This window comes from Amycolatopsis speibonae, from assembly GCF_042647925.1.
GTDB lineage: Bacteria > Actinomycetota > Actinomycetes > Mycobacteriales > Pseudonocardiaceae > Amycolatopsis > Amycolatopsis speibonae.
Genome location: NZ_JBHRWK010000005.1, coordinates 186,984 through 200,140, shown reverse-complemented (window position 1 = coordinate 200,140; position 13,157 = coordinate 186,984). Strand labels below are relative to the sequence as shown.

11 protein-coding genes are annotated in these 13,157 nt (G+C 68.6%); 2 read left to right on the top strand and 9 right to left on the bottom strand.

Translation table 11 applies throughout. The features are described 5' to 3' along the window. Positions 1 to 12: 12 nt before the first annotated feature. From ACFOSH_RS02975 to ACFOSH_RS02955, 5 genes are read right to left on the bottom strand one after another with little or no spacing between them, the layout of a single operon-like run. On the bottom strand, positions 13 to 705 hold the full coding sequence (locus ACFOSH_RS02975) for an alpha/beta fold hydrolase (protein WP_378237049.1): 693 nt from the start codon (positions 703 to 705) through the stop codon (positions 13 to 15). A gap of 36 nt (positions 706 to 741) precedes the next feature. After that, positions 742 to 1,662, bottom strand: coding sequence for an ABC transporter permease (locus ACFOSH_RS02970; protein ID WP_378237048.1), 921 nt, complete (start codon positions 1,660 to 1,662; stop codon positions 742 to 744). Next, complete coding sequence (locus ACFOSH_RS02965; RefSeq protein WP_378237047.1) at positions 1,659 to 2,603, bottom strand: ABC transporter permease; 945 nt, start codon at positions 2,601 to 2,603, stop codon at positions 1,659 to 1,661. Before ACFOSH_RS02965 ends, ACFOSH_RS02970 begins: the two co-directional genes overlap by 4 nt. Next, entirely contained in the window at positions 2,600 to 4,180 is a 1,581-nt protein-coding gene (locus tag ACFOSH_RS02960) for an ABC transporter substrate-binding protein (protein ID WP_378237046.1), read from the bottom strand. Before ACFOSH_RS02960 ends, ACFOSH_RS02965 begins: the two co-directional genes overlap by 4 nt. Beyond that, entirely contained in the window at positions 4,177 to 5,919 is a 1,743-nt protein-coding gene (locus ACFOSH_RS02955; RefSeq protein WP_378237045.1) for a dipeptide ABC transporter ATP-binding protein, read from the bottom strand. The genes ACFOSH_RS02960 and ACFOSH_RS02955 overlap by 4 nt, the downstream gene beginning before the upstream one ends. A 235-nt stretch (positions 5,920 to 6,154) precedes the next feature. On the opposite strand from ACFOSH_RS02955, the gene ACFOSH_RS02950 reads away from it, so the two are divergent. Continuing rightward, complete coding sequence (locus ACFOSH_RS02950; RefSeq protein WP_378237044.1) at positions 6,155 to 7,141, top strand: methyltransferase family protein; 987 nt, start codon at positions 6,155 to 6,157, stop codon at positions 7,139 to 7,141. Then, positions 7,138 to 8,073 carry an alpha/beta hydrolase gene (locus ACFOSH_RS02945; RefSeq protein ID WP_378237043.1) on the top strand — a complete coding sequence of 312 codons (936 nt, stop codon included), beginning with the start codon at positions 7,138 to 7,140 and terminating at the stop codon, positions 8,071 to 8,073. The genes ACFOSH_RS02950 and ACFOSH_RS02945 overlap by 4 nt, the downstream gene beginning before the upstream one ends. Before the next feature lie 102 nt (positions 8,074 to 8,175). Here the strand turns inward: ACFOSH_RS02945 and ACFOSH_RS02940 are convergent, their stop codons facing one another. From ACFOSH_RS02940 to ACFOSH_RS02925, 4 genes are read right to left on the bottom strand one after another with little or no spacing between them, the layout of a single operon-like run. Further along, positions 8,176 to 8,763, bottom strand: a complete 588-nt coding sequence (locus tag ACFOSH_RS02940; RefSeq protein ID WP_378237042.1) for a TetR/AcrR family transcriptional regulator — start codon at positions 8,761 to 8,763, stop codon at positions 8,176 to 8,178. Positions 8,764 to 8,804: 41 nt separating this feature from the next. Continuing rightward, a complete protein-coding gene (locus ACFOSH_RS02935; RefSeq protein ID WP_378237041.1) occupies positions 8,805 to 10,439 on the bottom strand; it encodes an amidohydrolase in 1,635 nt (544 codons plus the stop codon). A gap of 3 nt (positions 10,440 to 10,442) precedes the next feature. Next, positions 10,443 to 11,234: a molybdenum cofactor biosynthesis F family protein gene (locus ACFOSH_RS02930; RefSeq protein WP_378237040.1), complete on the bottom strand. Its 792-nt coding sequence runs from the start codon at positions 11,232 to 11,234 to the stop codon at positions 10,443 to 10,445. Positions 11,235 to 11,244: 10 nt separating this feature from the next. After that, on the bottom strand, positions 11,245 to 13,110 hold the full coding sequence (locus tag ACFOSH_RS02925; protein WP_378237039.1) for a primary-amine oxidase: 1,866 nt from the start codon (positions 13,108 to 13,110) through the stop codon (positions 11,245 to 11,247). Positions 13,111 to 13,157: the final 47 nt, after the last annotated feature.

Below are 13,157 nucleotides of genomic sequence, written 5' to 3'. Positions count from 1 at the left end.
CGGGGCGAGTCTTTACTTGAGGAACTCCAGCACCGCGGCCTTGAACTCCGCACTCCGCAGCGCTCCACCGTGATCCCCTGGCACCCGCACGAGATCCGCGCCGGGAACCAGCTCCACGAGCGTCTCGATGCCCTGGCTCACCGGATCGTCCACCCCCGCCACGAACCGGGTGGGCACCGCGACCGCACCGGCCACGGGCGCGAAAGGCTCCTCGCGCAGATCCTCGATGCACCGCGCGAGCGCGGCCGGATTCCGTCCCGGCGCGGTGATCATGTGCGCGATCATCCCCGTCAGCGGATCCGACGGTGCCTTGCCGCCGTCGGCGAACGCCAGCGCGGCCGCGACATCGACGGCGCCGAAGGGTTCGAACGGGCTCACCCCCGCCAGCACGAGCCGCCGGACCGGGGCCTGCGCGGGCAGTTCCCAGGACAGCCGGGCGCCCAGCGAGTACCCGACGACGTCCACTTCGGACAGACCGGCGACGAGGCGTGACAGTTCGCCGGTGATCGCGACAGCACCCAGCGAGCCCGAGGGGGCCGGGCTGGAACCGTGCGCGGGCAGATCGGGTACGAGCACCTCACGGCCCGCGGCGGTGAGCGCGGCGGGCCACCCCGTGGTGATCCAGTCGGTGTGCCCGTCGGAGGCGAATCCGTGCACCAGCAGCACAGGCGGTCCCGAAACGGTCTCGGGAGCGAATCGGCGCACGGCCAGAGAAGTAGTGGCAGACAACGGAATCCTTTCTCAGGTGCCGGAGGGCCGGCGGGTGCGCAGACGCTGCATCTCGCTCAGCGTCCGCGCGCGGGCGTCGACGGCGATCCGCAGCGACGATCCGATGAGGTTCAGCAGGAACACGCACACCATGATCGTCACGCCGGGCGCGATCACCAGCCAGGGCGCCTGCACCAGGTACGACCGGCCTTCGGCGATCATGTTGCCCCAGGTCGGGGTCGGGGGAGCGATGCCGAGACCGAGGAAGCTCATCGCGCCGTCGACCAGCATCGCCGCCGCGGACAGGATCACCACCTGCACCAGCGCCAGCGGCAGCACGTTCGGGAACACGTGCACGACGAGGATCTTCCACTTGCTCATCCCCGAGACCCTCGCCGCGCCGATGTAGGCCCGGCCGGCGATGCCGAGCACGCGGCTGCGGATGACGCGGGCGGTGAACGGCGTGAAGATCACCGTCAGCGCGATCAGCTCGGTCCAGATGCTCGCGCCGAGCGAGATCGCCAGCGCCATCGCGAGGATGATCGCCGGGAACGACATCCAGGCGTCCATCACCCGCATCAGCACCGCGTCGGCCGCCCGGAAGAACCCGCTGATCAGCCCGATCACCAGGCCGGTGAAGGCCGCGCACAGGGTGATCAGGGCGGACAGCCCGAGCGACGCCCGCCCACCGGAGACCAGTCTGGCCAGCACGTCACGACCGAACGAGTCGGTGCCGAGGAGATGCGCGCCCGAAGGCGGCAGCAGCCGGTTGACCGGGTCGGTCGCGCTGACACTCGGCAGGAAGAACGGCAGCACGATCACCGTCAGGACGATCAGCGCCAGCACAGCCGTGCTGATCACCAGCAGCCGGTTGCGCCGGAACACCTTCGCCGCGCGACCGGCAGGGGGTTTCTCCCGCACCGAAGACGTCCTTTCCACCAGTGCCACGCTCACGAGACACGCACCTTCGGGTCGAGCAGCGCGTACGACAGGTCCACCAGCAGGTTGACCAGCACGAACAGCACCGCGACGAACAGCGTCACACCCTGGATCAGCGGGAAGTCGCGAGTGGACACCGCGCCCATCAGCAGATGGCCCAGCCCGGGTACGACGAAGATGGACTCGATGATCACGATCCCGCCGACCAGCATGGCGAAGTTGCTGCCGAGCTGGGTGATCAGCGGCATCAGCGCGTTCGGCAGGACATGCTTCGTCATGACCTGCCGCTCGGACAGCCCCTTGACCCGCGCGGTGCGCAGGTACGCCAGCGGCAGCTCACCGAGCAGGCTTTCGCGCAGGGTGAGCACGAACAACGCGGTCTGCCCGATGACCAGCACGGTCAGCGGCAGCACCAGCGCGGGTACCGCCGTCGCCGGGGCGGTGAACAGGTTCTCGTAGCCGCTGGAGGGGAACCAGCGCAGCGTCACCGAGAACAGCAGCACGAGCATCAGCGAGATCCAGAAGTCCGGCATCGCCATGCCGAGCGCGGACAGCCGGTCCAGCGCGCGGGCCACCGGATTGCGCGGCGACACCGCCTGCCAGGAGGTGATCGCCACCGAGAGGAAGAAACTGATCACCGTCGACAGCACGGCCAGGGTCAGCGTCGGCAGGATGTGGTCGGCGACCACGCCGAGCACCGGCGCGTGATAGGTGATCGACGTGCCGAAGTCGCCTTGCAGCACGTTCCCGGCCCAGCTGAGGTACTGCTCCCACAAGGGCCCGTTCAGCCCCATGCTCTCCCGCAGGGCGTCCACATCGGACGGTCGCGCGGTCGGGCCGAGGATGGCCTGCGCCGGGTCGCCGGGGATCAGCCGGATGACGAAGAACATCATCGTCCCGACGATCACCAGGATGATCACCAGATCGCGCAGCCTGCGCAGCAGCAGACCGGTCATGACGCCAGCCAGGTGTTCCAGAAGACGCGGTAGAAGTCGCCGTAGCCCTTGAGCTTGGGGGAGTAGGCCGCGTAGAGCCTGGACTGGCTCAGGGTGATCACCGACAGCTGCTTCCAGGTGAACGCCTGCAGCTTGTCCACGACCGCCTTCGCCTGCTCAGGCGTCGTCGAGGCGTTGAACTCGGCCATGAGGCCGTCCAGTTCGGGCGAGGTCGAACCGTTCAGCGTGCCCAGGGTGAGCGCGGGCATCTGCGCGGGCGAGGTCAGCGCCGAGTCGAAGAACAACGTGGTGATGTCCCAGCCGCCCGGTTCCTTGGTCAGCGTGCCGAGCATGGTCGCGAAGTCGAAGGTGTCGATCTTGGTGTTGATGCCGATCTTCGACAGGCTGTCCTGGATCAGCACGGCCCACTTGCCGAACTCCGGGTACGAGTTCGTGGTGACGATGCGGATCGTCGCGCCGGCGGTGATCCCGGCTTCGGCCAGCAGCTGCTTGGCCTTCTCGGGGTCGTGCTTCTTGTAGACCTCTTCGCCCGCGGTGGAATAGAACTGCTTGTTGTCGGGCGAGGCGAAGGCGCCGGTCTCGAGCGTGAGGTCCTTGCTGCCGCCGGTGGCCGCGTTGATCGCGGGCTTGTCCAGCAACAGGTTCAGCGCCTCGCGGGCCCGGGGGTCGGCGAACTTCGAACCGGTGTTGAAGTTCGGGATCACCACGTTGTCGTTGCCGCCGGGCAGGTTGTGCACGACCACGGCGGGGTTGTTCCGCAGGGTCTCGTACTGGTCGTTCGTGGGCATGATGTGGTCCCACTGCCCGGTCTGCAGGCCGTTGATCAGCGCGTCCTGGTCGGAGACCACCTTGTAGGTCACGGTGTCCAGGTACGAGTGCTTGGCACCGGCCTGCCCGCCCCAGTCCTCTTCGGACCGGGACTTGTAGCCGGAGTACCGCTCCAGCACCAGTTCACGGCCGATGTCCCAGCTCTTCAGCTTGTACGGCCCGGTCCCGATCGCCTTGTCCTGGGCGAAACCGGTCGGCGCGACACCGGTGAGGTTCTTCGCCTCGTAGATCTCCGTGCCCGCGCCGGCGAGTTCGTTGATCAGCGGGTAGCGCGGCTGCTTGAGCTTGATGGTCACCGTCGCCGGGTCGGCCGGGCTGATCGCCTCGATGTCCGGGGTGACCAGCTGGCCGGTGCGGTGTACCTGCTGCCACCGCTTCAGGCTCGCCACGACGTCCTCCGACGTCAGTGGGTTGCCGTCGTGGAAGGTGATGCCCTGGCGCAGCTTGAAGGTGTAGGTGAGCCTGTCCGGGCTGGTGGTGAAGTCCTCGACCAGCATGGGCCGGGCGGTGAAGCCCTTGTCCACCTCGAACAGCTTCTCGTACATCATGTTGCCGATGTGCGCGGTCACCTGGCCGGGGTTCGCGACCATGTCGAGGGACTGCGGGTCGGTGGGCACGGCGACGTTGAGGTTGCCGCCGGGCTTCGGGGGCCCGTCCGCGGCGCCACCGCCGGCCTGCCCTCCCATACACGAGCTGAGCAGCAGGACGGTCGCCAAGCCGAGGGCGGCCGAGGTCAGGGTTCGTCTCATGGGTTCCGCACTCCAATTTCGGGGTTCGCCGCGAGGAGGCGGCGGGTGTACTCGTGCCGGGCGCGGAGCCGGATCTCGTCCGGGTCGCCGATTTCGATCAGTTCGCCCTGGTACATGACGCCGACGCGGTCGGCGACCGAGAGCACCAGGCTGAGGTTGTGCGTGATGAACAGGAAGCTGAGCGCGCGGGTGCGCCTCAGTTCGAGCAGCAGGTTCATCACCTGGCCCTGCACCGAGACGTCGAGCGCGGAAGTGGGCTCGTCGGCGACGATGAGGTCCGGTTCGGCGGCGATCGCGCGCGCGATCGAGACCCGCTGCCGCTGTCCGCCGGAGAGTTGCGACGGCAGTTTCTTCGCGGTGTCCGAAGGGAGACCGACCTCGTCGATCAGCTCGGTGACCCGGCGGTCCAGTTCGGCGCCGCGGAGGCCGGTGAGCTCCCGCAGGGGCTCGGCGATGATCCGGGCGGCGGTGTGCCGGGGATCGAGCGAACTCTGCGGATCCTGGAAGATGAGCTGCGCGCGACGACGGAACGCGCGCTCGTCCCCGTCGAGCCCGGACGGCGTGCACCGGTGCTCACCGAAGACGATGGTGCCCCCGGTGGGCGGTTCCAGCGCGCTCACCAGGCGGCCGAGCGTGGTCTTGCCCGAACCGGATTCCCCGACCAGGCCGAAGAACTCACCGGGCGCGATCTCCAGCGAGACGTCCTTGACCGCGTGCACCTCGGAGTCGCGGTTCAGCGAGAACCGGCCACGGCGTCCGTACACTTTGGACACCGAGTCGATGACGAGCGCGGTGCCCTCGCCGGCGTCGTCCGCTTTGGCGCGGTTCAGCGTCCTGGTCTCGGTCGCGACCGCCGAGTCGCCGTTCATCGCGGCTTCGAGCAGGGCTTCGGAGATGGTGGGGAAGCCGTCGCGCCTGCTCACCCCGAGCTTCGGGACACAGTCGAGCAGCGCCTTGGTGTACGGATGCTTCGGCGCGTACAGAATGTCCTCTTTGGACCCGAGTTCGACCAGTTCGCCGCGGTACATCACCGCGATCCGGTCCGCCACCTGCGCGGCCACGCCCATGTCGTGCGTGATGAAGACGCACGCGGTGCCGTGGTCGCGGCGGACGCGGTCGAACAGGGTGAGGATCTCCGCCTGCGTGGTCACGTCCAAGGCCGTGGTCGGCTCGTCGGCGATCAGCAGGCTCGGGTCGGCCATCAGCGCCAGCGCGATCATCACGCGCTGCTGCATCCCGCCCGACATCTGGTGCGGGTACAGGGAAAGCACGCGGTCGGTGTCGATGAGACCGACCTCCTTCAACAGGCCGCGAGCCTTCGCGTCGGCCTCGCGATGCAACGGCGTGCCCTTGCGCGCGGCTTGGCGCGGCAGGGAACCGGGCTTGCGATAGGCCTCGATCAGTTGCTTGCCGACCCGTTGACTCGGGTTGAGTGAGTCCAGCGCCTCCTGAAAGATCATCCCGATCCGCGGGCCGCGGTAGGCGCGCATCTCGTCGGCGGACAGGCGCGTGAGGTCCACGCCGTCGACGGTGATCTCACCGCGGGTGAACACCGGCGCGACGAACTCCAGCAACCGGATGATCGACAAGGCCGTCACCGTTTTACCGCTGCCGGATTCGCCGACCACGCAGAGTGTCCGGCCTTGTTCGAGGTCGAACGAAAGTTCGCGCACCAGTTCGCGTTCGGTTTCATCGGCGATGACGCCGACGGTCAGTTCTCGTAATTCGAGCAGGGTCATGAATCCCCTTTCCCGTGCCCGCCCGAAGCGGACCGCACTGCCGGGGAACGGGCCTCCGGCGGGGGTAGTTCTACGCATGTTGACACTGGGCGGGTGCGCTGTCAATGGGTATATTCTACGAATGTAGGAAGTTGATATCCGGCAGGTTTTTCCTGGTGGTGGGCGAAAACTTGCACTGGATTCTTTTGTCTACGTCTGTAGACTATCGGCCGAAACGAGCTTAAGGAGGGCACCCGTGAGCGGGTCGACCAAGACTGCCGGTCCCGAGCGGATCGTGGACATCGCCGTGGGCTACATGGCGGCCAAGCAACTCTTCGCGGCAAGCCGGATCGGCCTGTTCGCAGCACTCGCCGACGGGCCGCTGACGGCCGCGGAACTGGCGGAGAAGACCGGTAAACCGGAGAAGATCACCCGGATCCTCGGTGACGCCATGTCATCACTCGGCCTGCTGTCCCGTGTGGACGGAAGTTACGAACTGGCCGCCGACGCGGCGGAATATCTCGGCGGCGGGGACCTGGACCTGGCGCCGTTCCTGACGTTCCTGGACTCGATCAGCTACCCCCATTGGTTGCAGTTCGGCCACACCGCCGACACCGGCGAACCCGGCAAACTGGAGATGGACGACGCGCGCTGGGGCACGTTCATGTCCGGCGTGATGACGTATAACGCCCTGCACGCCAAGATGCTGGCCGGCGCGTTCGATTTCGGCTCCCATCGAAAGCTTCTCGACCTCGGTGGGCTTTCGAGCGCGTTCGCGGTCGAAGCCATGAAGGCCAACGAAGAACTGCACACGACGTTCGTCTTCGACCCGGGCTTCACCGAGTCGGTCACCACGGCGGCGGCCTTGGCGGGGCTCGCCGACAGGGCGACCGTCGTCGGGGCGGAGACGCCGACCGCGCGTCCCGAAGGCGAGTTCGACCTGGTGATGGTCAACCACGTCGTCCACCGCTTCGACGCGAAGCAGAACGCGGAGATCCTCCGCAACGCCCGTGCGGCCGCGTCATCCGGGGCCACCCTGCTGCTGCTCGACTTCTTCCTCGACGAAGACGCGGTCCAGCGGCCGATCGACGCGCTGCACGCGGGGGAGTACCTGGTGATCGACGGGACGGTCGTCTACCCGGAGGCCGAGGTCCGGGAATGGCTGACCGACGCGGGCTGGCGGGTCACCGACCGGCTCGCGCTGCCGGGCAGCCCGCGGGTGCTCGTCGCGGAAGCGGTGTGACGGTGACCCTCGATCCCGCGGTCAAGGAGCTCCTGGCCCGCAGCGCTCCGGCGGAGGCCCCTGCCGGACCGCTGACGGCCCCTGAGTTGCGAGTCGCTTTCGCCGCTTCGTGGCGACGACCCGACACTGTCGAAGAGGTCGCCTCCGTCACCGACCACGTCCTGCCGACCGGTGTCCGCGTGCGGATCTACCTGCCCGACGTCGCCACACCGGTGCCGGCGTTCGTCTGGATCCACGGCGGCGGCTGGACGATCGGCTCGATCGACGAGAACGAGGTCGCGTCGCGGGCGGTGTGCAACGCGGCCGGGGTCGCCGTCGTCGCGGTGGACTACCGGCTCGCGCCGGAGAACCCGTACCCGGCGGCCCCGGTCGACTGCTACACCGTCGTCGAATGGCTGGCAGCGGGTGGCGCCGGGGACGCGGTCGACGCGGGGCGGATCGCGATCGGCGGGGAGAGCGCCGGTGGCAACCTGTCGACGGTGGTCTCGATGATGTCCCGTGACCGGAGCGGCCCGCCGCTGGCCGCGCAGGTGCTGATCTGCCCGGTCTACGGGCACCCGGACGACGGCTTCCGGTCTTACGCGGACTTCGCCGAGGGGTTCGGGATGACCGCCGGGGCGATGCGGTTCTTCTTCGAGCAGTACGTGTCGGACCCTGCGCAGCTGAACGATCCGTACCTGCTGCCGCTGCGCGCCGACGACCTGACCGGGCTCCCGCCCGCGCTGGTGCTGACGGCCGAGTACGACGTCCTGCGGGACGAAGGGGAGGAGTTCGCGCGGCGCCTGACCGACGCCGGGACCCGGGTCGAGATGACGCGGTACTCGGGGCAGATCCACGGGTTCTACGGGCTGTACACGGACCTGCCCGCCTCGCCGCGCTCGCACAAGCACGTGGCGAGCTTCCTGACGCGGATCTTCGACCGCCGCGTTTAGTCCTCTGAATGCGGCTTGGTCCGCACGACGACCAGCGTCATGAAAGCCCCTTTCAGGACGAAAAGTGTCCTGAAAGGGGCTTTCATGACATCCGGGAAGGCGTCAGGGGTGGGAAAGGCGCGCGAAGAGCGACTCAAGGTGCTGCCGCTGCAAAGCGATCGTCGAGAACTCCCCGGCGACCAGGCTCATCACGTTCGCCCCGGCGTTGATCAGCACGATCTCGTCGACCAGCTGCTCGTCGGGGGTCTCGGTGACGATGTCGCCGTCCTCCCGGCCCTCGGTGAGATACCGGTGCAGCAGGCCCCGCCATGAACGGATGTGTTCGAGGTACTTGTCCTGCAGCTTCGGATTGGTCAGCGAAAGCTGCCAGAAGGTGAGCAGGACACGCCCCGCGGCGATGCGGTCCCCGTCGATCGGCATCGACGACACGCACAGCTCGCGAAGCGCTGTCAGGCCCCGTAGTTCGTCCAGCTCCACGTACTCGCGCATCATGCCGAGCGCGCGTTCGTAGGTGGCCTGGATGATGTCTTCCTTGCTCGGGAAGTACAGCTTGAGCGCACCGTTGGCGAAGCCCGCCGCCGCCGCGATCTCGCGCATGGTGGCGGCCTCGATCCCGCCCTGGGTGATCAAATCCCAGGTGACGTCGACGATGTGACTGCGCCGCTCGTCGTGGTCGATGATCTTCGGCATCGGCAGACCTCCCGCACTGGTTCTTCTACCAGTGTAGGAGATCAGGCGCGGTGATACACGCGGTGCCCGGCGAACCACGTTTGCGTCACCTTTGTCTTGACGAGCGCGGACGGATCGGTTTTGAACGGATCGCGGTCCAGGACGACGAAATCGGCCGACTTCCCGGGCACCAGCGAGCCCGTGACGTCGCCCAGCCCCATCGCACGGGCGGCGGCGAGCGTGAAGACCTCGACGGCCTCGGCCAGGGTGATCGCCTGCTCCTGCCAGAGCGCCCCGGGGAACGTGCCCGTCGGGTCCTGCCGGGTGACAAGGCCGTGGATGCCCTCCCACGCGTTCGGGGACTCACTGACCGGCCAGTCGGAACCGCCCGCGACCAGCGCGCCTTCGTCCAGCAGTGACCGGTTCGGCTGCATCCGCCCGGCCCGCTCGCCCGGCAGCACCTCGGCGATGGCCGCCGGGATGACCCCGGGGACCCACAGGAACGGCGAGATGTCCGCGGCGACACCCAGGGAGGCGAAACGCGGGAGGTCGTCGGGGTGGACGAACTGGCCGTGCGCGACCTGGAACCGTGCTTCGGTGAACCCCTCACCGCGGACCTTTTCGACGGCGTCCAGCGTCGCGCGCACCGACGCGTCCCCGGTGCAGTGCACCTTGGCCGAGAGCCCCGCCGCGGCCGCGGTGCGCAGCCAGCCCGCGAGTTCGTCGCCCGGCATGGTGGTGGCGCCGTGGTGACAGGCGCCGTGCGCGGCGTCCGGCAGGTACGGCTCCAGGAAGGCGGCGGTGCGCGTCGGCGGCACGCCGTCGAGGAAGATCTTCACGAAGTCCGGCCGGTGGTGCTCGCTGCGGTACTGCCCGGCGACCTCCAGCAGCGGCGCGCCGATCGGGTCGAAGCCGAAGATCGGGTCGTTGATCAGCAGCGACGACACGACCCACGCGTGCAGTTCACCCGCGTCGTCGAGCGACTTCAGCGCGCCCAGGATGTCCGCGGAGACGCCGGCGTCCTGGAACGCGGTGACCCCGTACGAATGCAGCGTGCCGATACCGTGCCGCGACGCCGCGACGTGCTGCTCGGCGGTGAGCGTCCGTGTCTCGCTGAGCGCCCGCTCGACGGCGACACCGGCGGCCTCGAGCAGGACGCCGACAGGCTCGCCGGTCGCGGGGTCGCGGACGATCTCACCGCCCGTCGGATCGGGCGTCGTGTCCGTGACGCCCGCCAGTTCCAGGGCCCGGCTGCTGACCCAGCGGTTGTGCCTGCTGTCGTCCGAAAGCATGACCGGACGTCCGCCGGCGGCCTCGTCGAGCGCGTGCCGGGCCGAAGATTTCGAAAGGGTGCTGACCAGAGTGGACGCCCAGGCGCCCCCGACCACCCATTCGTCCGGTCCGAGGTTCGCGGCCCGCGAGCGGACCGCCGCGAGGATGTCGTCCAAGCCCGCGTCGAGGCCGAAGTTCAGCTCGAACAGGGCCGCGCGCCCGGCGAGGGCGTGGTGGTTGTGCACATCGACCAGGCCGGGCATCACGAACGCGCCGTCGAGGTCGACGACCTCGGTGTTCGGCCCGCGTTCGATGTCCTCCAGGGACAGCACCCGGCCGTCCTTGATCGCCAGTGACGACGCCCAGGGCCGGGCACCATCCACTGTGTACACCGTGGCGTTGGTGAGGATGAGGTCGGCGGTCAAGGCTCAGCTCCCGGCGGGGTCGTAAGCCTCGGGGTGCACGGTGGTGCTCAGCAGCTTGCCGTGCGCGCCGAAGGTGAAGTGGGTCGGAGTGCTCCCGGTGGCGTCCAGTCCGAAAAGGACACCGTGCGAGCGCAGCCGTTTGGCGTCACGGTGGTCGGCGACGGTCACGGAAGCGCACGGGATCACCTTCTCCCGCCAGGCGAAGACGTAGATGCCCGGCCGCAGCTCGTAGACCGAGTTCTCGTCGGTGTCCGCGAGTCCCCTCTCCGGTCCGGCCAGGCACTGCCAGGTGTACCAGTGCGGGCTGAGGTACACGTGCTCGTAGGCGTGTTCGGTGCTGTACACCCACAGCACCCGGCGCCCGACCAGCGACGTGGTCGGGGCCAGTGACTCGCCGCTGGGCTCGATCCCCCCGATCGTGGCGGCAACGAACTGCTGCGTGACCCGCGGCGAGGTGTCACCGATCTTGCTCAGCACGAGCAGCGCGCGGCCGCGGCGCAGGTCGAGCAGGAGGGTGAATGCCTCTTCCTGCCGGGCCTGCGGGTGGAACTGGACGTAGTACAGGTCGTCGTCGACCAGGAACGTCTCGCAGCGGTCGGTGCCGGTGCCGTGGTAGGTCCATTCGATCCGGGTGCCGGAGAAGCCCGCGGTGAACGTGGTGCCGTCTTCGCAGGCGAGTTCGAAGGTGCGGCCGTGCAGGTCGCCGACCGTGGGGGCCTTGTTCGCGTCGAAACCGGGGGCGAGGCCGTCCAGCGGCAGCCAGGTGGACGTGTCGGACAGGGTCAGTTCGGGCATCGCAGGAGTCCTAGTGATCGTGGGCGGAACAGTGATCGTCGGCAGCGCCGGAAGGCAGGTCGAGGGCCGGGTTTCGGTCCAGGAAGCCATACGGGCGCAAGGAGAAACCGGAGTAGTCGACCGGCATGACCGGCCAGTCCTCCGGGCGCGGGATGTGGGTCGGGCCGAACACATGCCACAGCACGAGATCGGTGTCGGTGAGGTCCCGGTCGGCGGCGGTCCAGGCGGGCAGGCCCGCCCCGCCCGGATGCGCGTTCGGCCGGTCGCCCGCCGGGAAGCGTTCGTCGGCGCGGTACGGCGTCGCCCACAGGTGCCGGGTGGCGAACGTCGCCCGCTGGTGGACGGTCGATTCCGGCTGTGCCATCAGGGTCGCGGACGGCCGGGGGACCAGCTGGTACGCCGTGGGCGTGCCGAGCCGGTTGGTCCGCTCCGCGCTGCGGATCTCCCAGACGCGCGCCTTGGCCGGATCCGCGTGCCGCCGCGCTTCCAGCTCGGTCCGCAGCGGGGTTTCCTTCCAGGTGAAAGCGTTCCCGTACGGGTTCTGTTCACCCATCGGCACGCGTTCGACGTCGACCTCGACGAGCGAGTTGCGTTCGCCGTCGATCGCCACGTCCAGCCGCGCGCAGAACAGGTGCTGGTGCACCGGGGCGAACAGGCCGGGCGCGATCTCGTTGGCGTGCGGGTGTTTCGTGCCCGCGGGCGCGGCGCCGGCGAACACGATTCCGGTGGCCTTCGCCTCCAGCTCCACGGTGCCGTCGAGGTAGAGGTACCAGAAGAAGCCGTAGTCGTAGTTGCCGATGGTGGAGATCGACGAGATCACCAGCCGTCGCGACCGGCGGACCTCGGCGCGACCGTCGAGATCCGTGTGCTTCCACAGGATCCCGTAGTCCTCCTCGTGCATGCAGATCGCGCGCGGGATCTCGACCGGGTGGCCGTGGTCGTCGGCGACGAACCCGGGGAAGTAGTGGATGACGCCGAGACAGTCGCAGCCCAGCCGCAGGTCGTTGCCGTTCTTCCCGAGCAGGTACTCGCCCGCGTCGAAGTAGCTGATCCAGAACCGGCCGGGCGCGGTGTCCCCGTACGGCACCACCATCTCCGGTACCGACGCACGGTGCAGCACCGACCGGTCCTGGAAGCTGACCTGGTGCAGCGTCAGTCCTTCGCGGGCGTTGAAGCCGACGCGGAGTTTCCAGCCTTCCCAGGTGACCTCGTTGCCGTCGACGGTGAAACTCGGCCCCTCGGGCTGAGTGATCTCGATCGGCTTGAGCGTGGTCCGGGCCGGCACGTCGCCGTAGCGGCCGTGTTCCGGCGGGACGGGCACGTCGCCCTCGTCCTCGACCCGCAGCACCCGCTTCCCGGTCAGGTTGATGTGCACGATCAGGCCCTCGACCGGATGCGCCCACGGGCTGTCGGACTCGTCGTCGCGCAGGAACGTCAGCGAGCGGATGACGCGGCCGGTCTCGTCGGGGCGACCGAAGAAACCGGGCGCCAGGGGAGCGCAGAAGGCGTGCTCGATCCGGTCGGAGAGCCCGCGCCGCTCCATCGCGGCCCGCCATTCCGGCGACGCCTTGGTGATCGACGCGGCGAGGTCGTACTCCTCGAACAGGTACGCGGGCTGGCCGTCGCCGCAGTCCACGGTGGAGACCACTTCGCGTTTCGCCAGCGAAACGACCACGTCGCGAGCGTGCCCGGTCGCGGTGTCCAGCAGCGTGTACTGGATGCGGCGGTCTGGAGCGGCGTCGCCCTTTTCCGGCTCGACCGGCAGGACCGACGGGAACCGCGTGGTGGCGGTCAACTGGCCCTCGTCGGCCAGGATCGCCCGGCCTGCGGTGAGTTCGTCGGCTGTCAACGGGTCGAGCGGATGCGGCCTGGTCATGCTTCGCAGTCTTGCCTCTTCGCCCCCGGGTGAAAAGACCGCGAGGC

Bases quoted from the DNA above. Each gene is read 5' to 3' on its own strand.
- ACFOSH_RS02965 (WP_378237047.1), bottom strand. From the start codon at position 2,603: ATGACCGGTCTGCTGCTGCGCAGGCTGCGCGATCTGGTGATCATCCTG.
- ACFOSH_RS02960 (WP_378237046.1), bottom strand. From the start codon at position 4,180: ATGAGACGAACCCTGACCTCGGCCGCCCTCGGCTTGGCGACCGTCCTG.
- ACFOSH_RS02955 (WP_378237045.1), bottom strand. From the start codon at position 5,919: ATGACCCTGCTCGAATTACGAGAACTGACCGTCGGCGTCATCGCCGAT.
- ACFOSH_RS02940 (WP_378237042.1), bottom strand. From the start codon at position 8,763: ATGCCGAAGATCATCGACCACGACGAGCGGCGCAGTCACATCGTCGAC.
- ACFOSH_RS02930 (WP_378237040.1), bottom strand. From the start codon at position 11,234: ATGCCCGAACTGACCCTGTCCGACACGTCCACCTGGCTGCCGCTGGAC.
- ACFOSH_RS02925 (WP_378237039.1), bottom strand. From the start codon at position 13,110: ATGACCAGGCCGCATCCGCTCGACCCGTTGACAGCCGACGAACTCACC.